The organism is Sphingomonas sanguinis, from assembly GCF_019297835.1.
Lineage (GTDB): Bacteria > Pseudomonadota > Alphaproteobacteria > Sphingomonadales > Sphingomonadaceae > Sphingomonas > Sphingomonas sanguinis_D.
Genome location: NZ_CP079203.1, coordinates 2,160,170 through 2,183,731, shown reverse-complemented (window position 1 = coordinate 2,183,731; position 23,562 = coordinate 2,160,170). Strand labels below are relative to the sequence as shown.

Sequence of the window (23,562 nt, the reverse complement as noted above, 5' to 3'; positions counted from 1 at the left end):
TCTTGAAAAACCGGGATTATGCGGCTTCGGCCGTCAATGTCACGCTATCCGTCAGGCGATCAAGCGCCAGGATCAGGATCAGCCGCTGTTCGATGGTGGCCAGCCCTTCAAGATAATGCGCGGCCGTCGCGTCACCCATGTCGGGCAGCGGCTGCATCGCTTCGGGCGGAATGGTCACGATGTCGTTGACCGCATCGACGATCAGGCCCTGAAGCTGCTCGCCGATCCGCACCACGATGATGACATGGCGCGCGCTCGGATCGGTCACGCCCCAGCCCAGCCGGTGGCGCAGGTCGAGCACCGGCAGGACCACGCCGCGCAGGTTCACGACGCCGCGCACATGGGCGGGCACGTTGGGCAGCGGGGTCGCGGGCGACCAGGCGCGGATTTCGCGGATGGCCATGATGTCGACGCCCAGGATCTGGTCGCCGAGCTGGAACGTGATGAGCTGACGCGACATGGTCGGTTTCCTCGGGAAAAGGGGATCAGTGCAGCACGCGGCGGATGGCCGCGGCGAGCTTTTCGGGGTTGAACGGCTTGACGATCCACCCGGTCGCGCCCGCTTCGCGCGCCCGCGCCTTCTTCTCGTCGGAGCTTTCGGTGGTCAGCACCAGAATGGGCAGGTTGCGGCGGTCGGGCTGGCGACGCAGCGCCTCGATCAGGCCGAAACCATCCATGCGGGGCATGTTGATGTCGGTGATGACCAGATCGGGCACGGTGTCGGCCGTCACCCCGTCCAGCGTATCGAGGGCATGAACGCCATCCTCGGCCTCCAGCACCCGATATCCCATATCGGTGAGCGCGGCGCGCAGAAGCATTCTCATGCTGGGCGAATCGTCCACGGTCATGATGAGTTGGGACACGAACTGGCCTTTCGGGTAAGGGTCGAGAGACATTAGAAAAACTCCACGTCGCCGGTGGCGGCGGGTGGCGGTGGCGGAGCCGGGCGGGCAACACGCGGCGTCGGGAGTGCGGTGTCGGTGACGTGGCGGCAGCGGGCCAGGCCCAGCGCGGGCCGGAACTCGACCCGGCGGGCGCTCATGCCGCCGACATCCTCGCCGACCAGCGCGATCCGCTCGTCCGCCAGGAAGCGGCGCGCGAACTGCGCATTGGCCGAGCCGATGTCGCGAAACCCGTCGCGCATCATCGCGCCGCCGAACAGCCTGGCTTTCAGGCTGTGCCGCTGCGCCCCGAGGGCCATCATCGCGTTGATCAGAACTTCCATCGCATACACACCATAGCGCTGCATGGATTTAGGATCGGTTTCCGCGACGCCCGGTTCGGCGAGCAAAAAGTGATTCAATCCGCCGATTCCGGCTATCGGATCGTACAGGCACGCCGAAATGCAGCTGCCCAGCACGGTGGTCAGCACGACATCCTTGTCCTGGCTGACTCGCGTCTCACCCTGGATGATGTTGATTCGGCGAAGGCCGTCACCCCGCGCAAGCCGGGTGAAGGGCGGCGGCGGCGGGGGGAGGGAGCTGGCCATGGCGGGGATCACGCCCGGCACCGGTCGATCAGCGCGGGCGCGATTCGCGTCAGCGTCAATTGCTTGGTCACCGCACCGATCTCCTGCGCGACGCCGGGCATCCCATAGACGACGCAGCTGTCTCGGTCCTGGCCGATGGTCATGCAGCCCTTGCCGCGCATGGCGAGCAGGCCGTCGGCGCCGTCGCGGCCCATGCCGGTCAGGATCGCGCCCACCGCCTTGGCCCCCACGGTCTTGGCGACGCTGTGGAACATGCGGTCAACCGAGGGGCGATGACCGCTCATCGGATCGTCGGGGATCAGGCGGGCGCGATACTGGCCGTCGACGCCGCCGACTTCCATATGATGGGTGCCGCCGGGTGCCAGATAGACATGGCCGGGCAGCAGCGGCTGGCCGTGACGCGCCTCCGCCACGGTCGGCTTGGACAGCCGGTCGAGCCGCGCAGCGAAGCTGGTCGTGAAGGTTGCGGGCATATGCTGGACGATGACGGTCGGCGGACAGTTCGCCGGAAAGCCGCTGAGCACCTGGATCAGCGCCTCGACGCCGCCGGTCGACGCGCCGATCGCGATCAGCGAGCCGGGGATCGGCTTGAAATCGGCCATCGGCGCAGGCGCGGCGGGCGCCATGTCGCGCACCCGGATGCGACGGCTGCTGGCGGCGGCCTTGACGCTTTCGGCGATGCGCGGATCGACGCAGTTGGTCGCGGGCTTGGCGCAACATTCGACCGCGCCCAGTTCCAGCGCGCGGATCGTGGTGTCCGCGCCCGCCTGGGTCAGCGTCGAGAGCATGACGACCGGCATCGGGCGCAGCCGCATGACGCGCTCGAGGAAGTCGAGGCCGTTCATGTCGGGCATCTCGACGTCGAGGGTGATGACATCGGGATCGAGCGCCTTGATCATCTCACGCGCCTGGTGCGGGCCGTTGGCGGCGCCGACCACTTCGATATCGGGGTCGCGACTCAGCATGCCCGCGATCAGCGCGCGCATAGTGGGGGAATCGTCGACAATCAGGGTACGGACGGCCATCAGGATACTTTCTGGAAAGCGGTGCGACCGATGCAGTGAAAGCGCGCCGATACTTCCGGCGGGATGCGCTCGGCATGACCAATATAAAGGATGCCGCCGTCGACCAGCTGGTCGGCAAAGCGGGCGAGCAATTGGGCCTTGGTCGGTTCGTCGAAGTAAATCATGACGTTGCGGCAGAAGATGACATCGAAGGGCCGCCGCATAGGCCAGTTGCGAAGCAGGTTGAGTTCACGAAACGCAATTGGATTGCGCAGCGCGGGGAGCAGTTCGTCCATGTCGCCGACGCGGCGACACCAGGTCGATCGCATCGCGGCGGGCATGGCGCGGGTGGTGTCCAGCGGATAGCGGCCCGCACGGGCGGTCGCGATCACGCTGGGCGACAGGTCGGTCGCGAGAATCTTGAAATCCTGGTTTCCCAGCTTCTCGGCGGCGCGAGTGTCCTGGCCCGCGATCGTCATCATCAGCGAATAGGGTTCCTCGCCGCTGGAACAGGCGGCCGACCAGATCCGCACCCGCCCGCCGCTCGCCAGACGCTGCGAGAAGCCGGGCCAGAGCTGGTCGTGGAAATGCTCGAAATGATGATTTTCGCGGAAGAAGGAGGTGTGGTTGGTGGTCAGCGAGTCGACCGCGCGGGCGCGCTCGGCCGGATCGTTCTGGATCAGCGCCAGATAATCGGGAAAGTTGCTGAGGCCGCAGGCGCGCAACCGCCGGGCCAGCCGCCCATAGATCAGCTTCGCCTTGGTCTCGGGCAACAGGATGCCCGATTCGGCGTAGATGATGTCGGCGATCGCGCGGTGGTCGGACGCCGAGAAGGCGAACTCCATTTCCCGCTGCGGCTCGCGCGAGGCCAGGGCGGCGATCGCGTTCACGCGGCCATGTCCTCGATGAAGGCGCTGGGCCCACGCCCGTCACGGCGCCAGCGGCCGATCAGCGCGTCCACGTCGAGAATGAGCGCGACCCGGCCGTCGCCCAGAATGGTCGCACCGGCCAGCCCGTGGATGGCGCGGTAGTTCGCCTCCAGGCTCTTCACGACGACCTGGCGCTGGTCCTGGATCGAGTCGACCATCAGCACCGCCTGGCCCTGGTCGCTTTCGACCACGATCAGCACGGCATTTTCGGGCTTGGCGATCGCGCCGGTCACGCCCAGCTGCTCGCCGACGCGGTGGACGGGGACATAGGTGCCGCGCACGTCGAGCAGCGGCGACTGGCCGCCCACGACATGCACCTCGTCGATGCCCGGACGCAGGCTTTCGACGATATGGGTCAGCGGAATGACGAAGGTCTGGTCGCCCACCGTGACGATCATGCCGTCGAGCACGGCGAGCGTCAGCGGCAGGCTAAGCGAGAAGCTGGACCCCTTGCCGAGTTCGGACTGGATGCCGATGCGGCCGCCCAGCGCCTGGATGTTTTTGCGCACCACGTCCATGCCGACGCCGCGGCCCGAGATGTTGGAGACGACGGCGGCGGTCGAGAAGCCGGGGGCGAAGATCAGATTGTCGATCTCTTCCTCGGACAGCTGCGCATCGGGGGCGATGATGCCGCGCTCGATCGCCTTGGCCTTGACGCGCGCCCGGTCGATACCGCGCCCGTCATCGGCGACGGTGATGACGATCCGGCCCGACTGATGCGCGGCCGACAGCGTCACGACGCCCTCGCCGTCCTTGCCCGCCGCCTTGCGATCGGCGGGGGTTTCCAGGCCATGGTCGACGGCGTTGCGGATCAGATGGGTCAGCGGTTCGCCGATGCGCTCGACCACGGTCTTGTCGACCTCGGTCATCTCGCCCTCGACTTCCAGGCGGACACGCTTGCCGGTCTCGACCTCCAGCTCGCGGATGATACGCGGCACGCGGCTGAAGACGGTCTTCATCGGCTGCGCGCGGATCGCCATGGTCGAATCCTGAAGCTCGCGCGTCAGGTGATCGAGGTCGGACAGCTCGGGGATCGAGCCCATTTCGTTTTCGGACAGGCGCTGCGCCAGCATCGCCTGGGTGATGACCAGCTCGCCGACCAGATTGACCAGCCGGTCCAGCTTGTCGAGATCGACGCGGATCGTCTGCGCGGCGGCGGCGGCGACGCGCGGACTGTTCGCCGCCTCGACCACCGAGACGACCGGTGCGGGGGCGGCGGCCGGAGCGGGCGCGGGCGCAGGCGCAGGCGCGGCGACCGGCGGCGGCGCAGCGGCGACCACCGGAGCTGGCGCAGGCGCGGGGGCCGGGGCGGGCGCCGGTTCGGCCTGCGCAACCGGCAGCGGGATGATGTCCGCGGTCGGTTCGGCGGCGGCGGGTTCGACCGCCATGTCCGGCTCGGCAACGGCCAGCGCGGCTTCGGCGCGCGTGACGGTCAGGCGGCATTGCGGATCGGCAAAGTCGAAGACCGCGCGAATGTCGTCCTCGTCCAGCGTGCCCGGCATCGCCATGGTCACGCCGATATAGGCGCGCTCGGCATCCAGTCCGTCGAGCTGCGGCAGTTCGGACAGGTCGGCCGACAGGGTGCGGCCGCCCATGCGCGACAATTCGCGCAGCGCCAGCATCGGCTCGGCCCCGTGATCGAAGGCGCGCGGACCAGGGTGGACGGTAACGATCCACTCGGCCGGACCTTCAGGCTCGGCAGCGGGCGCGGGGTCTTCGAGCATCGCGAACAGCGCGTCGAAATCGTCGAGTGCGGCGGCGGCCACGTCGGAAGTCGGCGCGGCAGCCGCGACTTCGACCTCGGCCACGGGGGCCGGCTCGGCGGCGGCGCCACCGATCTCGCCCTTGGCGGCGGCGTCGAGGCGGTCGAGCATCGCCTGGTCGGCGGGCGTCCCGCCCTCGCCGCGCGCGGCGGCGACATGGTCGGCGAGCGTATCGAACGCCGCGACGATCAGGTCGATCAGCGGCTCGCTGAGCGGCAGCGTGCCGTTGCGAACCAGGTCGAGCACCGTTTCGTAATGGTGCGAGAAGTGCTGGAGCCGCTCATGCCCGAACGCGCCCGCGCCGCCCTTGATCGAGTGGACCGACCGGAAGACCGTGTTGATCGTCTCGTCATCGTGGCGATCGCGCTTCAGGTCGGCGAAGGCGGTTTCGAGCGCGCCGAGACCTTCCTCGCATTCCTGGAAGAAAATCTGCTGAATCTCGTCGAGGTTCATCGGGTCAGGCCTTTCAGGCTTCGGCGACGAGGCTGTCGAGCCCCGCCAGCGCGATCATCGAAGCCAGCGGCTCGGATGGGCTGTTCAGTTCGAAATCGGTCGGGATCGACGCGGCCATCGCCTGCGCGCTGGCCAGCACCTGGAGGCAGGCCTGGCCCGCCTGCGCCACCTGCGACCCGTCGAGCGTGATCGGGTCGCCCGACGCGATCAGGTCGAGCAGCGCCTGACGCAGCGGGACGGCGGCGGCGGTGTCGAGCACGGGGGCAAGGGACAGAGCGGTCACGGCGAGACTCCAGTCGCGGGTTTCGTCGCGCAGCATGGCGCGAAGGTCGTTAAGAAAGCGTGGGTTAACCGATTTTTACGCTTGGCCCCGGCCGGGCACCCGCCCGCGCCGGGGAAAGGACGATCAGAATTCGGTCCAGTCGTCGTCGCTGACCGCCAGTGCGGCATTGCCCGTCGACTGGGGCACCGGCGCCGGGGCGGCGGGGCGCGCGCTCTGGACGATGCGGCGCCCGGCGGCGGCGACGCGCTGCTGCATCTGGTGGACCGGCTGGACGGGTGCGGGGGCGTGGCCCGGCTGATTCGCGACTCGGAAGCGCGCGATTTCGCGGGCCAGGCCATCGGCTTCGATCGCCAGCGAGCGGGCGGCGGCGGTGGCCTGTTCGACCATCGCGGCATTCTGCTGGGTCACGCCGTCCATCGCGGACACGGCGGTGTTGACCTCCTGAAGCCCGGTCGATTGCCGCTCGGCCGAGCTGGCGATGTTTTCGACCAGCGTGCTGATCTCGGCGATCTGGCCGATGATGCGCTCCAGCGCCTTGCCCGTCTCGCTGACCAGGCTGACGCCCGATTCGACCTGTTCGGAACTGGCGAGGATTCGCGACTTCACGTCCTTGGCGGCGTCAGCCGACCGCTGCGCCAGCGCGCGGACTTCGGAGGCGACGACCGCGAAGCCCTTGCCCGCGTCACCGGCACGCGCCGCTTCGACGCCCGCGTTGAGTGCGAGGAGATTGGTCTGGAAGGCGATGCCGTCGATGACGCTGATAATCTCGGAGATTTCGCTCGACGCGCGTTCGATTCCGGCCATGGCGTCGACCGCGCGGCGGACGACCTCGCCCGATTGCTGCGCCTCGATCCGGGCATCGGCGACGGCGCGATTGGCGCGATTGGCACCCTCGGCGGTCTGGCGGACGGTCGAGGTGATCTCGTCCATCGCGGCGGCGGTTTCCTCCAGGCTGGCGGCCTGCTGCTCGGTGCGCTGCGACAGGTCGTCGGAAGCCTGGCGGATGTCGCTGGCGCCCGCATTGATGCCGTGGGTGGCGACGGTGACGGCGCTCATGGCCTGGCCCATCGACTCCATCGCGCGGTTGAAGTCGTGGCGCAGCTTTTCATATTCGGCGGGGAAGGGCGTGGGAATGGTCACGGTGAGGTTGCCGTCGGCCAGCTCGCTGAGCCCCCGGCCCAGCGAGGTCACGACGATCTGTTGCGCCTCGCCCGCCTTCTTCACCTCGGCGGCGTTGCGGCGGAAGACGTGCATCGCCCGGGCCATACGGCCGATGCAGTCGCGATAATCGTCATAGAGGATCTCGCGCTCGACATCGCCGGCAGCCAGATGCTCCATCGCTATGACGCTGCCGACATAAGGATCGCAGATCAGCTTGCGGGCGACGCGCATCGCGACCAGCGAGAAGACCAGCACACCCGCCGCCACGATGACGGGCAGCGAGAAGGAAAAACTGCCCTGGGCGGCCACCGTCGCCGTCAGCCCGACCGTGCCGATCGCCCCGTAAAGGGCGGTCAGCACATCGAATTTCAGGCGGATCGGGGCCGTCTTGGCAAACCAGGACAACATAGCGGCATACCCTCCAAAACCATTGGGCGAGCGGGAGCACTCGCTTGGCGCGGCGGAGGATGCGGGCGGTCACCAATTCCTCCGGCGTGTGTGACCATAATGGGCAGGAACGGTAAATATCCCGTTTCAATTCCGTCACATGGCAGTAGGAATTTTGGTGAGTTATTGATCTGGATTAAAGATTTGTGGCCATGCCATTGGCGGACAGGATTTCTATCCAATAGCCGTCCGGGTCGGTGATGAAGGCGATGTCCTTCATCTTGCCGTCCTGAGGCCGCTTTTTGAAAGTCACGCCAAGAGATTCGAATCGTGCACAGGCGGCGGCGACATCGTCGACACTGATGCCGATATGGCCAAAGCCTCTCGGATCACTGTTGCCGTCGTGATAACCTTTAAAGTCGGTGTCCGACTCGGTGCCCCAATTATGGGTGAGCTCTAGCGTCGTCTCGCGATTGAAGATGAAGCGGGCGCGCTCGGCGGGGTCTTGTGGGATCGTCTCGCCTTCGTGCAGATAGGCGAGGAAGTAGAGCGAGAAGCGCATCTCCTCGAAGTCCAGCTTCTGGAGCAGGGTCATGCCCAGCACGTCCTGGTAGAAGGCAAGCGACGGCTTGGGATCGCGGATGCGCAGCATCGTCTGGTTGAGCGCGAAGCTCTCGGTTCCGGCGGGGCGGGTCGTCATCATCGGGTCCTTGGAAACGGCAAGGCCCTCCGCCGCTGGGGACGAAGGGCCTCGGATTGCGTGAAGCGGGACGGCTCAGGCGAGCGTCAGACCGACATCCACATTGTTGCGGGTCGCGTTGGAATAGGGGCAGACCTGATGCGCGGCGTGCATCAGCTTTTCGCCGTCCGCGCGGTCGACGCCGGGCAGGTTCACGAGCAGGTCGACGGTGATGCCATAGCCGCCTTCCTCACGCGGGCCGAAGCCGACCTCGGCGGTGACGGTGGCATCCGGCGGCACCTTCACACCTTCCTTGCCGGAAACCGCCTTCATCGCGCCCAGGAAACAGGCCGAATAGCCCGCCGCGAACAGCTTTTCCGGGTTGGCGCCGTCGCCGCCCGGACCGCCCATTTCCTTGGGGACGACCAGCTTGACGTCGACCGAGCCGTCGTCCGAACGCGCCGCGCCGTCGCGACCGCCGGTCGCCGTCGCCTTGGTCTTGTAGATCACATTTACGCTCATAGCGGATCTCCCATTGCTCATTCGGTTGGCAGTGTCGGTTCGGGGGCGTCAGCGCGCAACCCCGCCTTCCCGTTCCATTGACCGTTGCGGACAGTGAAAGCGATTGCGGCGATCCTCCCCGAATCCGCGATCTATCGTGCCGTCGCCTGAATGGCGTCGGGCGACCAGCCGCCGCCCATCGCCTGATACAGGGTGATATAGGCGGTCAGCTGACTGGCCTGCGCCTCGGCCAGCGCCAGTTCCGCGTTCAGCAGCCCGCGCTGCGCATCGAGCTGTTCGAGATAGGAGGAGTAGCCCGCGCGGTAGCGGTTGGAGGCGATCCGCAGCGCATCCGCCTGTGCCGCCCGCTGCCCGGCTAGCGCCACCGCCTGCTCACCCGAGCGCCGGACCGAGGCCAGGCTGTCGTCCACCTCGCGAAAGGCGGTCAGCGCGGTGCGGCGATAGGCGAAGGCCGCCTGATCCCGTCGCGCCGCGCTGGCATCGGCCTGCGCCCGCAACCGCCCTGCGTCGAAGATCGGGGCCAGCACGCTGCCGCCGATCGAGAACAAGGTGATCGGATTGTTCAGCGCATTGGACAGCGCGACGCCCGCCGAGCCGGTCAGCCCCAGGCTGGGTAGCATCGCCGCGCGCGCGCTGTCGAGCGAGCGGTCGGCGGCGACCAGCGCCTGTTCGGCCTGGAACAGGTCGGGGCGGCGGCGCAGCAGGTCGGCGGGCAGGCCGTCGGGAATGGCGGGACGGATCAGCCGATCGATGGACAGGCCGCGCGGGATCGGGCCGGGCGCGCCGCCGATCAACACGCTGAGCGCGTTTTCCTGCCGGGTGACGGCCAGCCGGGCGGCGGCGACCAGTTGCTCGGTCGCGCGATACTCGCCCTCGGCCTGTCGCAGTTCGAGGTTGGAGGTATAGCCCGTGGTGGCCCGTCGCCGGGCGATGCGCAGCGCGTCGGCGCGCGCGGCCAGCGTCTCCTCGGCGATGTGCAGCCGGTGGTCGAGAGCGCGCAACGAGACATATCCGCTCGCCACCCCGGCGGCGAGCGCGAGGCGGACGGTGTCGCGCGCCGCCTCGGTCGCCAGCAATTGCGCGCGCGCCGCCGCCTGGGCGTTGCGCAGCCGTCCGAACAGGTCGAAGTCGTAACTCGCCTGTACCAGCGGCTGCGCGCCGAACTGGTCCAGCCCGGTGCCGAAGGCGCTGACGGTGCGCCCCTCCGACAGCGGCAGGCCCGCCGTGACGTTGGGGGACCGCTGCGCACGTGCCAGCCGTTCCTGCGCGCGTGCCTCCTCGATCCGCGCCGCCGCGCTGCCCAGATCGGGATTGTCGGCTAGCGCACGGGTGACGAGCGCGGTCAGCTGCGGATCGCCGAACGCCTGCCACCAATCACCCGCGATCGGACTGCCCGGTCCCAGTGCGGTGCGCCAGGCGGGCGGCGGCACGACGGCGCTGGCAGTGGGCGCGGCAGGACGCGGCCCGATGCACCCGGCGAGCAGCAGCGCGGCGGCGAGGGGTAGGGCGGCGTGTCTCATCGCACCTTCGGCCCGCCGGTCGTGTCGACGCTGGCCTGTACCGACATGCCGGGGCGCAGGCGGGCGGCCAAAGGTTGGCCCGCATCGACGCGAATCCGCACCGCGATACGCTGCGGCACCTTGGTGAAGTTGCCGGTGGCGTTGTCGGACTTCAGCACCGCGAATTCGGACCCGGCGGCGGGCGAGATTCGCTCGACATGGCCCTTCAGCCGGGCATTGCTCAGGCCGTCGACGGTGAAGCTGGCGGGCTGACCCACCGCCATGCGCGCAGTCTGGGCTTCCTTGAAATTGGCGATGACCCAGGTTTCGGGCGGCACCAGGAACATCAGCTGCGATCCTGCCGTGACATATTGGCCCAGCCGGACGCCGACTTCGGACAGGCGACCATCCTCGGGCGCGCGGACGACGGTGTTGGCGAGGTCGATCTGCGCCAGCCGCCGTGCGGCCTCCGCGCCCGACACGCCCGCCTGCTGCCCGCCGCGTCCGACCTGGACGGTGCGCACATCCTGCTGGGCGATCTCCCGCGCCGCCTTGGCCTGACGCAGTTGCGCCTGGGCTTGGCGGAGCGCGGCAAGCGTCTGGTCGCGTTCGCGTAAACTGACCGAGCCGTCGGTCACGAGGTCGTTGACCCGCGCCATATCGGCCTGGGCGCGCATCAGCTGCGCCTCGGCATTGGCGACGCCGGCATCCTGCGCGGCGAGGCTGGCGGTGCGCGAGGCCTGAGCCTGGCGGCTGTTGGCGAGCGTGGCCGCCTGCGCCGCAACCTGCGCGGTCGCCTGGTCGACGCGCTGGCGATAGATGCGGTCGTCGATCCGCACCAGCGGCTGACCGGCGCGTACCGTCTCGAAATCCTTGACCAGCACGGCGGTGACGTAACCGCTGACCTGCGGCGCGATCACCGTCGTCCGGCCGCGGACATAGGCGTTGTCGGTCGACTGGCGATCGCTGGAAAAGGGCGGCAGCCGCCACGCCGCGAGCACCGCCGCAATACCGCCGATGACCAGCAGCGCGATCAGCGCGCGCGACCGCCATCCGCCCGAGGGCGGTCGCCAGCCCGACGCGGGCGCGGGCGGCGGCACGGGGGTGGGTGTCGGTGGCGGCACCCCCGCTTCGGCGGCGGCCTGCTCGGTCATCGGGGTGGGGGAGACGGGCGATCGTGTGTCGGTCATGACTGCACCTTGGCCGCCGCACGGGCGCGGCGCGCACGCCGCCAGGTCAGCAGCGCGAGGAAAAGGGTAACGGCGGCCGCCAGTGCGGCGACCAGCCGGAAGACGTCGTTATAGGCGCGGATATTCGCCTCGCGCGTGGCGGCCTGCGACAGCAATGCGGCGCCCTCCGCCCGGGCGAGCGTCGGGTCGCCGACCACGCCCGACACCCGCGCGCCGCCCGCCGCGATACGTTGCGTCACTTGCGGGTCGGTGGGGTCGATATTCTGGACGATGGCGGCGCTGTGCGTCTTTTCGCGGACCACCTGATAGGTGCCGAGCAGGGCGGTGCCGCCCAGACTGCCCACCGAATTGAGCATCCCGAACAGCGCGATGAAGCTGATGACGTGTCCGGCCCCCTGTTGCAGCGCGCGGGTCATGCCGAACAACAGCGACGGGCCGAGGAAGAAGGTGGTCGAAAAGGCGATCACGGCTTGCGTCGCGTACAGCTCGGGCGCGCGGGTCAGGTTGGTCGAGAAGCTGTCGGCATAGGCGGCGATGGCGACCAGTCCGATCGCATACATGACCGGATGGGTCAGCTTGGTCGGGTTCAGCGTCACCGCGCTCATGATGACACCTGCGACCGAGGCGATAAAGGCGATGGCGAAGAGCGTACCGAACTGATCGTTATTCTGGCCCAGCGCGGTCAAAAGGCCGACCGCGCCGAAATTCTGTTCGGAAAACACGATGCGCGCCATCAGCGTGACGATGGCGAAGCGCACGATGTCGATCGAGCCCAGCCAGCGTGTGTTGAGCAGCGGATTGGCCCGGTGATGCTCGATCCACAGGGCGAGCGCCAGGAGCGGGATGGCGACGACCAGCGCCCAGCCGATCCACGCGGCCTGCGTCCACCAGACCAGCCGCCCCTGGCCCAGCACGGCGCAGAACAGGCCGATGGCGGGCGCGTAAAGCACGAAGGTCAGGAAATCGAGCGGCTCGAACGCCTTGAGCTTCTGGGTCGGCGGCAGGCGCAGCGCGATGATCGAGGCCAGGCTGATCGCCGCCAGCCCGAACTCGAATAGATACAGCGTGCGCCACTGCGACATGGCGAGCAGTTCGGGCGAGAATAGCCGCGCCAGCGGTGTCGCGCATTGCGGCACGCCGATGCCCAGCACGATCGCCTTCAACCGCCATTTCGCGGGCAGCGCCTGCATCATGTAATAGAGGCCCAGCGACGACAGCGCCGCCGCCGCCATGCCGCTGGCCCCGCGCACCGCGATGGCGGTGGCGAAATCGCGCACGAACAGATGGGCGAAGGCCAGGATCGTATAGAGGCCCGAGAATAGCAGCGCGAAGGGCCGCAGGCCGAATTGCTGGCGGAACTTGATGAGCAGCAGATTGATCGACGCGTTGGTCATCACATAGGCGATGGGCAGCCACGCGATCTCGGTCGGGTCCAGCCCCAGTGCGCCCTGCAACTGCACGGTATTCACCTGGACCAGCGCGTTGCCCAGCCCGCCGGTCAGCCCGATCAGCACCGCGATCACGCCGTAAGCGATGCGCCGCCGGTTGGGGTGATCGAAATTGCCGGGCGAGCCGGGGATGGTCGGCCGCTCATGGGGAGCGAAGGACCATTCCTCCTCGCTCCAGAATTGCCGAAACCGCGATGCCATCCCTGTCCTTTCGTCCCGTCGCGCTGAACGCGCAACCCGCCGACTCGGGTGCGTCCGGGAAAGCGCACCGTCATCGGCTCGAAAGAATGGGGGATTTTTAAGGTGTTGCGGGGTCGTTTGACGCCGATGGTTTGACGGGCGGCCATCCGCCTTCACGCCCCGGCCTGGCTTATTGGCCGTCCAGCATCGCCCTGATCCGTGCCGCCAGGTCGGCGAAGTCGAACGGCTTGGTAATCAGCGCGACCCCGGCGTCCAGCCGCCCGCCATGGACGATCACGTCGCGGGCATAGCCGGTGGTGAACAGCACTTTCAGCGCGGGGTGAAGCGACCGCGCGGCCGAGGCCAGGTCGGCTCCCGTCATCCCGCCGGGCAGCACCACGTCGGAAAATAGCAGCGCGATCCGCGACGCCTCCGGCGCATCGAGCAGCGCCAGCGCCGAAGCGCCGTCCTCCGCCTCGATCACGTCGTAACCCAGCTCGCGCAACGCCTCGGTCGAATAGGTGCGGACATCGGCATCATCCTCGACCACCAGGATCGTCTCCGACCCGCGCATGGGATGCGCGGCGGGCTGGGGCGGCTCGATGGGCGTGGTCGCCTGTCCCCGGAAGCGGGGCAGGAACAGCGTGACGCAGGTGCCTTCGCCGGGGCGCGATTCGATCTGCACCTGCCCGCCCGACTGTTTGGCGAAGCCATATACCATCGACAGGCCCAGGCCGGTGCCCTTGCCGACCTCCTTGGTGGTGAAGAACGGCTCGAACACCCGGCCCAGCGTCGCGCGGTCCATGCCGGTGCCGGTGTCGCTGACGTCGATGGCGACATAATCGCCCGGATCGGTAGGGTAGGGGACCGGCCCCGCCGCCATCGTGGCCAGCCCGTCCAGCGTCGCGTTGCGCATCGTGATCGACAGGGTGCCGCCATGCGGCATCGCGTCGCGCGCATTGACCGCCAGGTTCAGGATCGCGCTTTCCAGTTGGTTGGGATCGGCCTCCGTCACCCACAGATCGGGGGCGGATGCGACCGTCAGGCTGACCTGCTCGCCCAGCGTCCGGGTCAGCAGGTCCGACAGGCCGTCAACCAGCCGTCGCGCGTCGACCGATTGCGGCGCCAGCGGTTGCCGCCGCGAAAAGGCGAGCAGCCGCTGGGTGAGCGTCGCTGCACGCCGCGCGCCGGTCATCGCGTTGGTGGCGGCACGGCGCGCCCGCAGATGCTCGTCGATCGGCAGAAGGCGGTCGAGCATCTCCAGATTGCCGACCACGACCTGTAGCAGGTTGTTGAAATCATGCGCGATGCCGCCGGTCAGCTGGCCCACCGCCTCCATCTTCTGGCTTTGGCGCAACTGCGCCTCCATGTCGTGCAGCCGCTCCTGCTGCGCCAGCCGTTCGGAGACATCGGTCGCGAACTGATAGGCGCCGATCGGCGTACCCTCGGCGGAGACCAGCGGACTGAAGCGCAGTTCGTAATGCCGCCGCTCGCCATCGCCATGATCCAGCGCCTGGATGACCGAGAATTCCTCGCCCGCCAGCGCACGGGTCCAGTAATCGCGCATCACCGACAGGATTTCCGGTCGCTGGGCCATCGCCTCGGCCTTGTGCTGGCCGATCTGCGGGCGGACGCCGAAGATGCGCTCGAAATCCTCGGCGGCGGCGCGGTTGATCGCCAGATAGCGGTGATCGAACCCCAGCACCTGGACCATCGTGCCGGTCGAATCGATGATGTCGGCGAACAGCTTGCGCTCGGCCAGCGCCTCCATCACCCGGCGCTCCAGCACCGCATTGACGTCGCGCAGCGTCGCCTCGGCCCGGCGGCGCTCGTCGATGTCCACGACCGACCCGATCATGCCCAGAAAGGCACCATCATCGTCGAAGCGCGGAACGGCGGTGGCCATGACCCAGTGATAGCCGCCCTGCACCTGGGCCAGGCGATATTCGGTCTGGAAGGCACGTGGTTCGGCCATGGCGGCCTGGAACGCCTGTTGCGCGGGCTGGCGGTCGTCGGGATGGACCATGTCGACCCAGCCGAAACGCAGGCCCTGCGCGACGTCCTGACCGGTCTGCACCTGCCAGGCGCGGTTGATATAGGTGCAATGGCCGTCGGTATCGGTGACCCAGATGACGATCGGCGCATGATCGGCGAGGTTGCGGAACCGCGCCTCGCTCTCGCGGGCGGCGGACAAGGCGATCTCGCGATCCTGTCGGTCGCGCATTCGTGCGCTGCTGTCGATCACGGTGGCCATGATCCCCGACGGGCGACCGCTCTCGTCGGCGATGGGGATATAATCGAGGTCCAGCCAATGCTGCTCGGGCCTGCCCTGGCGATCCAGCATCATCGCCTGGTCGCGGTAGGCGAGCGTACGGCCTGCCAGCCCCTCGGCGATGACCTGCGCGTTGAAGGCCGCCGCTTCCGGCCAGACCCCGACCAGCGGCGCGCCGAGCATCGCCGGATGCCGGTCGCCCGAAAATTCGGCATAGCCCGCATTGTAGATCAGGATGCCCTCCGCCCCCCAGATGGTGGCGATCGGGATGGAGGAGGCGAGCGCGATGGCGATCGCGGTCAACCGGCTCTGCGGCCATGCCGAAATCGGTCCCAGCGGCGTCGCGGCCCAGTCATGCCCCGCGATCAGCCGACCCATCTCGCCGGCGCGCGCCAGTACAGCGGCGAAACCGGCAGGGAGGTCGGCAGGGTCGTGGGCAGTCGCGGTCATGCTCGGTTCGTCTCCCCTCGAAACCCGGCGCACTTGCCGCTGTAGCGTTGCTTTATCGGCAGGAATAGAGGGGGAGGGCGGTATCTTGCTCTGGATGGATGCAAATGTCCGGCACGCGCCTTTCGACTTGGCGCAGCCGCCCCGGCATTATGACGATCGGTCGTCATGGCAGCGACATTTTAGCGCGGCATCCGAACCGCGTTACCTGACGCACTTTGTCACGGAGCCGATAGGCAATTGTGATGTTGGACTGCTAAAGGTTCGCCAAAGATATAGGAGAGACAGGCATGAGCGCCCATGTTCACCCCGTTCCCGAATGGGCCGATAGCGCGTCCATGGATGCGAAAGGGTACGCCCGCGCCTATGAGGCCGCGAAGACCGACCCGGACGGCTATTGGCGCGAACAGGCGAAGCGGCTGGACTGGATCACGCCCTTCACCAGCGTCAAGGACACCAGCTTCGACGAGGCGGATTTCCGCATCGCGTGGTTCGCCGACGGCCAGCTGAACGTCGCGGCCAATTGCATCGACCGCCATCTGGAAACCCGCGCCGACCAAGTCGCGATCCTGTGGGAAGGCGATGCGCCGGGCACCGATCGCCGCATCACCTATCGCGAGCTGCACGAGCAGGTCTGCCGCCTCGCCAATGCGATGAAGGGGCTGGGCGTCGCCAAGGGCGACCGCGTCACCCTGTATCTGCCGATGATCCCCGAGGCCGCCTTCGCGATGCTGGCCTGTGCGCGGATCGGCGCGATCCATTCGATCGTATTCGGAGGTTTCTCCCCCGAAAGCCTCGCCAACCGGATCGTCGATTGCGACTCCCGCATCGTCATCACGGCGGACGGCGGCTGTCGCGGGGGCAAGGCGGTGCCGCTCAAGGCCAATGTCGACGCCGCGCTGGAGCATCATGGCGTGGCGGTCGACCATGTCCTCGTTGTCCGCCACAGCGGCGCCGAGGTGACGATGAAGGACGGCCGCGACCATTGGTATGGCGATCTGGTCGACGCCGCCGCCACCGACTGCGCACCTGAGCCGATGGGCGCGGAGGACCCCCTGTTCATCCTCTATACCAGCGGCTCGACCGGCAAGCCCAAGGGCGTGCTGCACAGCAGCGGCGGCTATCTGCTCTGGGCGTCCTATACGCACCAGCATGTGTTCGATTACCGCGAAGGCGAGGTCTTCTGGTGCGCCGCCGACGTGGGTTGGGTCACGGGCCACAGCTATGTCGTTTATGGCGCGCTCGCCAATGGCGCGACGACGCTGATGTATGAAGGCGTGCCCAATTACCCCGATTTCAGCCGTTTCTGGCAGATCGTCGACAAGTATCAGGTCGCGACCTTCTATGCCGCGCCGACTGCCCTGCGTGCGCTGATGCGCGAAGGCGACGAATGGGTGAAGAAGACCGACCGTTCGTCGCTTCGCGTGCTGGGATCGGTCGGCGAGCCGATCAATCCCGAAGCCTGGGAATGGTATTATCATGTGGTCGGCGAGGGGCGCTGCCCGATCGTCGATACCTGGTGGCAGACCGAAACCGGCGGCCATATGATCGCACCGATCCCCGGCGCGGTGGCGCTGAAGCCCGGCTCGGCCACGCTGCCGCTGCCTGGCGTTCTGCCGCAGATCGTCGATGCCGAGGGCAAGGTGCTGGACGGCGCGGTCGAGGGCAACCTCGTCATCGCCGACAGCTGGCCGGGGCAGATGCGCACCGTCTGGGGCGATCATGACCGTTTCTTCCAGACCTATTTCACCACCTATCCGGGCAAGTATTTCACCGGCGACGGATGTCGCCGCGACGAGGATGGCTATTACTGGATCACCGGCCGGGTCGACGACGTCATCAACGTCTCCGGCCACCGTATGGGCACCGCCGAGGTCGAGTCCGCGCTGGTCGCCCATGCCAAGGTCGCCGAGGCAGCTGTCGTGGGCATGCCGCATGACGTGAAGGGACAGGGCATCTACGCCTTCGTCACGCTGAATGCGGGCGTCGAGGAAGACGAGGCCCTGCGCGCCGAGCTGGTCCAATGGGTCCGCCGCGAGATCGGTCCGATCGCCACCCCCGACGCGCTGCAATTCGCGCCTGCGCTGCCCAAGACCCGCTCGGGCAAGATCATGCGCCGCATCCTGCGCAAGATCGCGGAGAATCAGGTCGATGCGCTGGGCGACACCTCGACGCTCGCCGATCCGGCGGTGGTCGATCACCTGGTCGCCAACCGGATCGAGTCGGGGAAAAAGGCGGCGTGATGGGAAAAGGGGCCGCTGGTTGGCGGCCCCGTTTTCCCGTGGCCGTCGACTTCGCTCAGGCCGAACGGCTGTTGGGAAAACGGTTGATACCAAACCTCCGTTCAGCCTGAGCGAAGTCGAAGGCCACGCCCCAACGCCAACCTCAGGGCGCCTTGCGCACCGGCGGCAGCGCCGCACAAATATCCACACCCCCCGCAGGCACGGTGAAGAACTCGTTCTTCCGATTCTCTCGCCCCTTGATCCAGGCGGCAAAGCGCGGCGACACCGTCTCGCGATACTGGAAGTGCGGTCGCTCGGCGGCGGGGATATCGCTCGCCAGTCGCGCCGAGACGATTCCCAGCCGCTGCCCCTCCTCCTTGTAGAAGCCCAGATCCCCCGTCCCGCGCGGCAGGGTGGAGAGCGCATCCATGCCGTCGACCACCCGCCCGACCACCGCAATATTGCGGTCCAGCCCGCGCGGCGAGTGGCCGATGATCGTGTAAAGCTCGGCCCCCGACCCCGTGCTGGGCGCCAGATCGCGGGCGACGCCGACCATGCCATAGCAATGCGGCACCCACTCGTTGGTCGCATCCCCCGCCAGCGGCCAGCCGTCACGGCTATAGCCCGCCCAAGCGGCATAGGGATCGGGCTTGCTCAGCCGCGCTACCGCGCTGTTGCCGCTATGGACATATTCGGCCGGAGGATTGGCGATCACGCTGGACGGCAGCGGCTTCTTCTCGGTCGCGTCGCCCCATTGCGCGACGTAATTCTCCTGCACGCGGTACACGCTCGTCCCCGCATCCCACCAATGCCCGCGCGCCAGCGCGCGGATATTGGCGACATGGACCGGCGCCTGTCCCGGCGCCAGCCGCAGCGTCACCGTCCGTCCATTGGCGAGCGTAAAGACCAGCAACTCGTCATCGGGCACCGCGATCCAGTCGCCGGGCAGCGGATCGCCGGCCTGCGCGACAGGGGCGGGGGAGGGCGAAGCCTGCGTCAGAAGCGCGGCGAGCAGAAGCGCGATCGTCATCGCAGCACAGACTGCCCCAGCGAACCGGCACACGCAATCGCTTGCGCGGGGCGAGGAAGCACATTAGGGGCGCGTGTTCCAGGCATGGACTCATGCGGAGCGGTGGCCGAGTGGTCGAAGGCGCTCGCCTGGAAAGTGAGTATACGGCAAAACCGTATCGAGGGTTCGAATCCCTCCCGCTCCGCCATTCCTGCCCTCTGCGGGCCTCGCCCAACTCCGAAAATTGCTGTAAAAGCACGGAAATCAGCGATTTTCTGGTGCCGCTGCGTTTCACTCGATCCAACACAATCTGACGCGAAGTGTTGGAAAAGTGTGGAGAAAAATTGAGGTGAGGTAGCATGGGAAAGCTCACTGCCCCTAAGATCCGTTCGCTGGTCGAGCCTGGCCGCTATTCGGGCGAGGACGGCCTGTTTCTCAAAATCAACGGCAAAGGGGCAGGCGCGCACGATTGCCTTTCTCAAGCGCTTCACCGTCTCCAACATCGACCAATGTGAAGGCCCGCCCGAAGCGCTCACACGAGCGCCCGAGGTTCGGCCCGAGATAGAGATTCTGCCCGAGGTCGCAGCCATTCTCGAGGCCAGCGGTGTGGCATGCCGACTATATTGGGTCGTGGCTCAAGGTACTGCGGCGTGACTACAAGGCCATCGGTCATGCCGCGAGCGCTGCCAGCAAGTCAGCGAACTATCTGCTCGGCTTCGCAGCGGATGCGGGGCAGCCGTCATGACGCGATCACCACTTCCAGGCGCGCTTGCGCGCCTGGAACGCACTGCCGCCGGGTGACCGTGCGATCTTTGCTGGAGCAAATTCGGATCAGTCGGGATCGTACCGGCAGCGGCGAAGTAGTTGGCGCACTTGGCATGCATGAACGTGTCGATGGCGGCACCGATGGCGGTACAGGTCGTCGCAGGTGCGGGCGGCGGCTTTGCGCAGGAGCGCCTTGAGCTTTGGCGAAGGCGTTTTCGATCGGGTTGAAGTCAGGCGAGTAAGGCGGAAGGAAAAGCAGCCGTGCCTCCCTTGCCTCGATCGCCATGCGTGCCACGACGCTCTTGCGGGCGGGCAGGTTGTCGAGGATCACGACGTCGCCGGGCTTCAGCGTCGGGGCGCGTGCGCCTATGCCGGTGGCGCGCCAAGAAGCGCCATAGCGTCGATACCGCCACCGCGATCCCCTCGGCGGCCAGCGCCGCGCGCCACTCGGCAAGGGTGTTTCGGAAGCCGCCTCGTACAGCGCCGATATGCGCGCCGCCTTGGCCTCCGTTGCGACCAAGCGCATGTCACCTCCCTGCGGCTTGGCCACGGGCTTTGCCTGATCGCGCTGACGCGCCGCCCACCGCACTGGCTGCGCTCACCCCGAACCGTGCTGCCGCCGCACGGCGCGACATACCCTGAGAAATCGCACCAACCACCCGCTCGCGCAGGCCCATCGACAACGGCTTGCCCATCTCAGCAGCCTCCCGTCACCCGTGAGGGTCATGAATCAGACTTCAAGACGCTCGGGAATCCCTACTCGATTCAAGGCGCTCGGATTTTGTTCTAGCCTTATGGCGCACGCAAATGGGCGATTGCAGACGGCGGGTTTATTGAGCGCCGTCGTCTGGCGCTCATCGGAAGTCGTTCACCGGTGCCGCCACCACCCGTTACGAAAAAATGACGAATTGTGGGGGCGGGGGTTGAACCAAATAGGCCCCTTCCTATTTATACCAGTACGACATCGTGTCCCCCCTTTCGCGGTGTCGTGCGACACGCTTTCAGCGTGTCTCCTCCCTGAACCTTGGCCGCCTCGCGCTCTTCCCCCTTGCGCGAGGCGGTTTTTTATTCGGCGGCCATCGCCGTCGGTTGGCCCAGAGCTTCGGCCGCCAAGGCGGACAGGATACGGCATACCAGCGCTACCGTGGCGTCGAAGCCCGGCCCTGGCGCCTCCAGCGCGGCATCGAGATAGAGCGAGCGGTCGAGTTCCAGCTGGATCGCGTGGATGCCTCGTCGGGGATCGCCGTGCCGCTCGACGATATGTCCCCCGGCATAGGGCGCATTGCGGGTCACGGCGAAACCACCCCCACGCGCCTCCGCCTCGACCCGGCGGACGAAGCGGGTGGCCGCCGTCGTGCCATGCCGGTCGCCGATCACGATGCGCGGCACCAGCCCCGGCGCACCGAGCGGCGGCATCGAATGCAGGTCGAGCAGCACCGCCACCCCGAACCGCGCCCGCGCCGCCGCCAGCCGCTCCGCCAAAGCGCTATGATAGGGGCGATGATCGTTCTTGATGCGCGCGACGATCTCCGCATCGGCGAAGCGCCGTGTCCAGATATCGCCATGCCCCGCCACCCGGCGTGGCACCAGGCCCAGCCCGCTGCGCAGCTTGGCCGAGGCGCGGGGCGCCATCGTCGCGCCCTCGTCGATCAGCGCATCCCGCTCGCGCTCGTCGCGGTTCAGGTCGATCCAGGCGCGCGGCGTGGTCTGGACCAGCATCGGCTCGTCCCCTTGCGCGGCGATGCCGACCAGATCAATCAGCCGGTCCTCCAGCGCCGTTACGGCGGCGACCGGCACGCGCAGCGCCGCGACCATCTCCGCCGGATAGGCGCGCCCGCCATGCGGTACCGAGATCACCACCGGCCCCGAAGGAACCGGATCGCCAAATGTCTGAAAGGATGTGCCGAAGCTCGGGCTGGCCATTGCCGTGATCCTATGGCGAGCATCAGGGGCACGCAATCGGCTATGGGCGATTGAATACGGCAATGGTCTGGAAATCTTAACCGCCGCGCCGCTAAGCTGGCTTTCGACATGAATCGGGATGACGCGATGTTCCATATCCTGCTGGCCGAAGACGACGAGGTCATGCGCGAATATCTGACACGGGCGCTGACGCGGTCCGGCTACCGGGTGACGGCGGTCGATCGCGGCACGACGGCGCTGCCTTTGCTGGAGAGCGAACACTTCGACCTGCTGCTGACCGATATCGTCATGCCCGAGATGGATGGCATCGAACTGGCCCAGCGCGCCGCCTCGCTGGTCCCCGACTTGCGGGTGATGTTCATCACCGGCTTCGCGGCGGTCACGCTGAAGGCGGGGCAGGCGGTTCCCAACGCCCGTGTACTGTCCAAACCCTTTCACCTGCGCGACCTGGTGATGGAGGTGGACCGACTTTTTGCAAAAGAATCGGCAGACGGCGCGATTTAGGGCTTGCCAGCCCCGCCGAAACTGCTAATTGCCCGGCCTCCGGCGGGCGTGTAGCTCAGTGGTAGAGCACTGTGTTGACATCGCAGGGGTCGCAAGTTCAATCCTTGCCACGCCCACCACTCAAAAAGCCTCGGAAGTCTTCGGATTTCCGGGGCTTTTTAGTATCTGTCGCTTGGCAACCTGAAACCCTTTCGCCGCTCCTGATGCAATTTTGACACAGGAAGCACAGTGGCCACGCTTACCAAGCGAGCGAAGGGCTGGTTCGTACAAATCCGGCGCAAGGGATACGAACCGGAATACAAGTCGCTGCCGACGAAGGAAGCAGCGAAAAAATGGGCTAGGAGCGGGAAGGGCGGATTGATCGTGGCGACGAGCCGTTAGATCGCCGACAGCTTAAGGGGATCACCCTTGGCGACGTTATCCGCCGCTACATAGACGAAGTGACCCCTAAGAAGCGAAATGCCGATTCGGAGGGTGCTGGACTCTCTAGGATACTTGACGCGCCATACCTTGCTCGACCTTAAATCGGCTCCTATCGCAGCCTACAGGGATATCAGGGCCAAACAGGTCAAACCTGGAACCATCGCCCGCGAGTTGGGGCTGCTCCATACGATCATCGAAGTGGCTAGGCTCGATTGGGGAGTGGCCATACCGCACAACGTCGTTGCACAGGTCAGGCGGTTGCCCGTCCGAAACGCAAGGGACAGGCGCTTAAGACCGGGTGAACTCCAACGGCTTCACGAGGCTTTGAAGGAAACTCGGAACAGCCTGATCCGACCGGCAATCCTATTTGCGCTTCAGACGGCTTTGCGGCGAGGCGAACTGCTCAACTTTACATGGTCCAACATCAATGTCGAAACGCGCTTGGCGAATATACCAGAAACCAAGACAGGCCACCCGCAAACGATCCCACTGACAGGGGACGCAATAGCCATATTGGAGCGTTGCCGGTCCCGTGGTGGCCTGACGACCAAGCTACATGCAGCCGTCGATGCCATCGGCCCGCCGATCCGCATCCATCCAACGCCCGGCCAACGAGGCGATCGTCCTGAGGCCGAGACGCTGCTGGCCCGCTTGGAGGGCGTGGGCCAGGTCATCGCCGATGCCGCTTATGATGCCGATCCCTTACGCACCTTTATCGCCGACGATCTTGGCGCCACCGCGCAGATCAAGGCCAATCCGAGCCGAACCGCCAAACCTCCCATCGACTGGCGCCTCTACAAGGAACGCCATCAGGTCGAATGCTTCTTCAACACGCTAAAGCGCTTCCGGCGCATCGCCCTATGCTGCGAGAAAACCATCACCGCCTTTATGGGTTTCGCTCACCTCGCGTGCGCCATGATCCGGCTGCGCGAAATGCAGACGCGAGCCAGGCCGCTGCACTTAAAGACCGAACGGCATCGTGTGGAGAGCGGTTCGCATTGGACTGACAG

General features: G+C 66.8%; 18 protein-coding genes, 2 tRNA genes and 3 pseudogenes. 6 read left to right on the top strand and 17 right to left on the bottom strand.

Annotation, left to right across the window (positions count from 1 at the left end):
- Window positions 1-16 precede the first annotated feature (16 nt).
- From KV697_RS10095 to KV697_RS10030, 14 genes are all read right to left on the bottom strand, one after another.
- Complete coding sequence (locus tag KV697_RS10095) at window positions 17-460, bottom strand: chemotaxis protein CheW (RefSeq protein WP_042485432.1); 444 nt, start codon at window positions 458-460, stop codon at window positions 17-19.
- A gap of 25 nt (window positions 461-485) precedes the next feature.
- Window positions 486-863, bottom strand: coding sequence for a response regulator (locus KV697_RS10090; RefSeq protein ID WP_219018070.1), 378 nt, complete (start codon window positions 861-863; stop codon window positions 486-488).
- Between the two features lie 32 nt (window positions 864-895).
- On the bottom strand, window positions 896-1,489 hold the full coding sequence (locus tag KV697_RS10085) for a chemotaxis protein CheD (RefSeq protein ID WP_219018069.1): 594 nt from the start codon (window positions 1,487-1,489) through the stop codon (window positions 896-898).
- Between the two features lie 8 nt (window positions 1,490-1,497).
- Window positions 1,498-2,514 (bottom strand): protein-glutamate methylesterase/protein-glutamine glutaminase, encoded by a 1,017-nt coding sequence (locus tag KV697_RS10080; protein WP_219018068.1) that lies wholly within the window; start codon window positions 2,512-2,514, stop codon window positions 1,498-1,500.
- Complete coding sequence (locus KV697_RS10075) at window positions 2,514-3,383, bottom strand: CheR family methyltransferase (protein WP_219018067.1); 870 nt, start codon at window positions 3,381-3,383, stop codon at window positions 2,514-2,516. Before KV697_RS10075 ends, KV697_RS10080 begins: the two co-directional genes overlap by 1 nt.
- Complete coding sequence (locus KV697_RS10070) at window positions 3,380-5,638, bottom strand: chemotaxis protein CheA (RefSeq protein ID WP_219018066.1); 2,259 nt, start codon at window positions 5,636-5,638, stop codon at window positions 3,380-3,382. The genes KV697_RS10075 and KV697_RS10070 overlap by 4 nt, the downstream gene beginning before the upstream one ends.
- Window positions 5,639-5,651: 13 nt before the next feature.
- Window positions 5,652-5,957 carry an STAS domain-containing protein gene (locus KV697_RS10065; protein ID WP_257575245.1) on the bottom strand — a complete coding sequence of 102 codons (306 nt, stop codon included), beginning with the start codon at window positions 5,955-5,957 and terminating at the stop codon, window positions 5,652-5,654.
- 87 nt (window positions 5,958-6,044) lie between these two features.
- The gene (locus tag KV697_RS10060; RefSeq protein ID WP_219018065.1) at window positions 6,045-7,490 is read right to left on the bottom strand and encodes a methyl-accepting chemotaxis protein; all 1,446 of its coding nucleotides are present in this window, start codon (window positions 7,488-7,490) and stop codon (window positions 6,045-6,047) included.
- 175 nt (window positions 7,491-7,665) lie between these two features.
- Complete coding sequence (gloA, locus tag KV697_RS10055; RefSeq protein ID WP_219018064.1) at window positions 7,666-8,169, bottom strand: lactoylglutathione lyase; 504 nt, start codon at window positions 8,167-8,169, stop codon at window positions 7,666-7,668.
- Window positions 8,170-8,244: 75 nt separating this feature from the next.
- On the bottom strand, window positions 8,245-8,670 hold the full coding sequence (locus KV697_RS10050) for an organic hydroperoxide resistance protein (protein ID WP_219018063.1): 426 nt from the start codon (window positions 8,668-8,670) through the stop codon (window positions 8,245-8,247).
- A 131-nt stretch (window positions 8,671-8,801) separates the two neighbouring features.
- Entirely contained in the window at window positions 8,802-10,190 is a 1,389-nt protein-coding gene (locus KV697_RS10045; protein WP_219018062.1) for an efflux transporter outer membrane subunit, read from the bottom strand.
- Window positions 10,187-11,359, bottom strand: a complete 1,173-nt coding sequence (locus KV697_RS10040) for an HlyD family secretion protein (protein WP_219018061.1) — start codon at window positions 11,357-11,359, stop codon at window positions 10,187-10,189. The genes KV697_RS10045 and KV697_RS10040 overlap by 4 nt, the downstream gene beginning before the upstream one ends.
- Window positions 11,356-13,008, bottom strand: coding sequence for an MFS transporter (locus KV697_RS10035; RefSeq protein ID WP_219018060.1), 1,653 nt, complete (start codon window positions 13,006-13,008; stop codon window positions 11,356-11,358). Before KV697_RS10035 ends, KV697_RS10040 begins: the two co-directional genes overlap by 4 nt.
- Window positions 13,009-13,177: 169 nt before the next feature.
- A complete protein-coding gene (locus tag KV697_RS10030) occupies window positions 13,178-15,709 on the bottom strand; it encodes a PAS domain-containing protein (protein WP_219018059.1) in 2,532 nt (843 codons plus the stop codon).
- A gap of 287 nt (window positions 15,710-15,996) precedes the next feature.
- On the opposite strand from KV697_RS10030, the gene acs reads away from it, so the two are divergent.
- Entirely contained in the window at window positions 15,997-17,949 is a 1,953-nt protein-coding gene (gene acs / locus KV697_RS10025; protein ID WP_219018058.1) for an acetate--CoA ligase, read from the top strand.
- 142 nt (window positions 17,950-18,091) lie between these two features.
- Here the strand turns inward: acs and KV697_RS10020 are convergent, their stop codons facing one another.
- On the bottom strand, window positions 18,092-18,958 hold the full coding sequence (locus KV697_RS10020; protein ID WP_219018057.1) for a peptidylprolyl isomerase: 867 nt from the start codon (window positions 18,956-18,958) through the stop codon (window positions 18,092-18,094).
- A gap of 96 nt (window positions 18,959-19,054) precedes the next feature.
- Between KV697_RS10020 and KV697_RS10015 the strand changes: the two genes are divergently transcribed.
- Window positions 19,055-19,145, top strand: a tRNA-Ser gene (locus KV697_RS10015).
- Window positions 19,146-19,782: 637 nt separating this feature from the next.
- Here the strand turns inward: KV697_RS10015 and KV697_RS20335 are convergent.
- Together KV697_RS20335 and KV697_RS10005 are read right to left on the bottom strand one after the other, a co-directional pair.
- Window positions 19,783-20,057, bottom strand: a pseudogene (locus tag KV697_RS20335) (transposase); the annotation flags it as partial.
- A gap of 710 nt (window positions 20,058-20,767) precedes the next feature.
- Complete coding sequence (locus KV697_RS10005; RefSeq protein WP_219018056.1) at window positions 20,768-21,625, bottom strand: N-formylglutamate amidohydrolase; 858 nt, start codon at window positions 21,623-21,625, stop codon at window positions 20,768-20,770.
- A 126-nt stretch (window positions 21,626-21,751) separates the two neighbouring features.
- Between KV697_RS10005 and cpdR the strand changes: the two genes are divergently transcribed.
- The 4 genes and pseudogenes from cpdR to KV697_RS20110 all read left to right on the top strand — a co-directional run.
- Entirely contained in the window at window positions 21,752-22,129 is a 378-nt protein-coding gene (gene cpdR, locus KV697_RS10000) for a cell cycle two-component system response regulator CpdR (RefSeq protein WP_219021340.1), read from the top strand.
- 44 nt (window positions 22,130-22,173) lie between these two features.
- Window positions 22,174-22,248 (top strand) — tRNA-Val (locus KV697_RS09995).
- A gap of 340 nt (window positions 22,249-22,588) precedes the next feature.
- Window positions 22,589-23,029, top strand: a pseudogene (locus KV697_RS20115) (tyrosine-type recombinase/integrase); the annotation flags it as partial.
- A gap of 48 nt (window positions 23,030-23,077) precedes the next feature.
- A pseudogene (locus KV697_RS20110) lies at window positions 23,078-23,482 on the top strand (IS5 family transposase); the annotation flags it as partial.
- Window positions 23,483-23,562 lie beyond the last annotated feature (80 nt).

Coding starts and splice junctions, on each gene's coding strand:
- KV697_RS10095 (WP_042485432.1), bottom strand. CDS start 460: ATGTCGCGTCAGCTCATCACGTTCCAGCTCGGCGACCAGATCCTGGGC.
- KV697_RS10085 (WP_219018069.1), bottom strand. CDS start 1,489: ATGGCCAGCTCCCTCCCCCCGCCGCCGCCGCCCTTCACCCGGCTTGCG.
- KV697_RS10080 (WP_219018068.1), bottom strand. CDS start 2,514: ATGGCCGTCCGTACCCTGATTGTCGACGATTCCCCCACTATGCGCGCG.
- KV697_RS10070 (WP_219018066.1), bottom strand. CDS start 5,638: ATGAACCTCGACGAGATTCAGCAGATTTTCTTCCAGGAATGCGAGGAA.
- KV697_RS10065 (WP_257575245.1), bottom strand. CDS start 5,957: ATGCTGCGCGACGAAACCCGCGACTGGAGTCTCGCCGTGACCGCTCTG.
- KV697_RS10060 (WP_219018065.1), bottom strand. CDS start 7,490: ATGTTGTCCTGGTTTGCCAAGACGGCCCCGATCCGCCTGAAATTCGAT.
- gloA (WP_219018064.1), bottom strand. CDS start 8,169: ATGACGACCCGCCCCGCCGGAACCGAGAGCTTCGCGCTCAACCAGACG.
- KV697_RS10050 (WP_219018063.1), bottom strand. CDS start 8,670: ATGAGCGTAAATGTGATCTACAAGACCAAGGCGACGGCGACCGGCGGT.
- KV697_RS10045 (WP_219018062.1), bottom strand. CDS start 10,190: ATGAGACACGCCGCCCTACCCCTCGCCGCCGCGCTGCTGCTCGCCGGG.
- KV697_RS10040 (WP_219018061.1), bottom strand. CDS start 11,359: ATGACCGACACACGATCGCCCGTCTCCCCCACCCCGATGACCGAGCAG.
- KV697_RS10035 (WP_219018060.1), bottom strand. CDS start 13,008: ATGGCATCGCGGTTTCGGCAATTCTGGAGCGAGGAGGAATGGTCCTTC.
- KV697_RS10030 (WP_219018059.1), bottom strand. CDS start 15,709: ATGACCGCGACTGCCCACGACCCTGCCGACCTCCCTGCCGGTTTCGCC.
- acs (WP_219018058.1), top strand. CDS start 15,997: ATGAGCGCCCATGTTCACCCCGTTCCCGAATGGGCCGATAGCGCGTCC.
- KV697_RS10020 (WP_219018057.1), bottom strand. CDS start 18,958: ATGACGATCGCGCTTCTGCTCGCCGCGCTTCTGACGCAGGCTTCGCCC.
- KV697_RS10005 (WP_219018056.1), bottom strand. CDS start 21,625: ATGGCCAGCCCGAGCTTCGGCACATCCTTTCAGACATTTGGCGATCCG.
- cpdR (WP_219021340.1), top strand. CDS start 21,752: ATGTTCCATATCCTGCTGGCCGAAGACGACGAGGTCATGCGCGAATAT.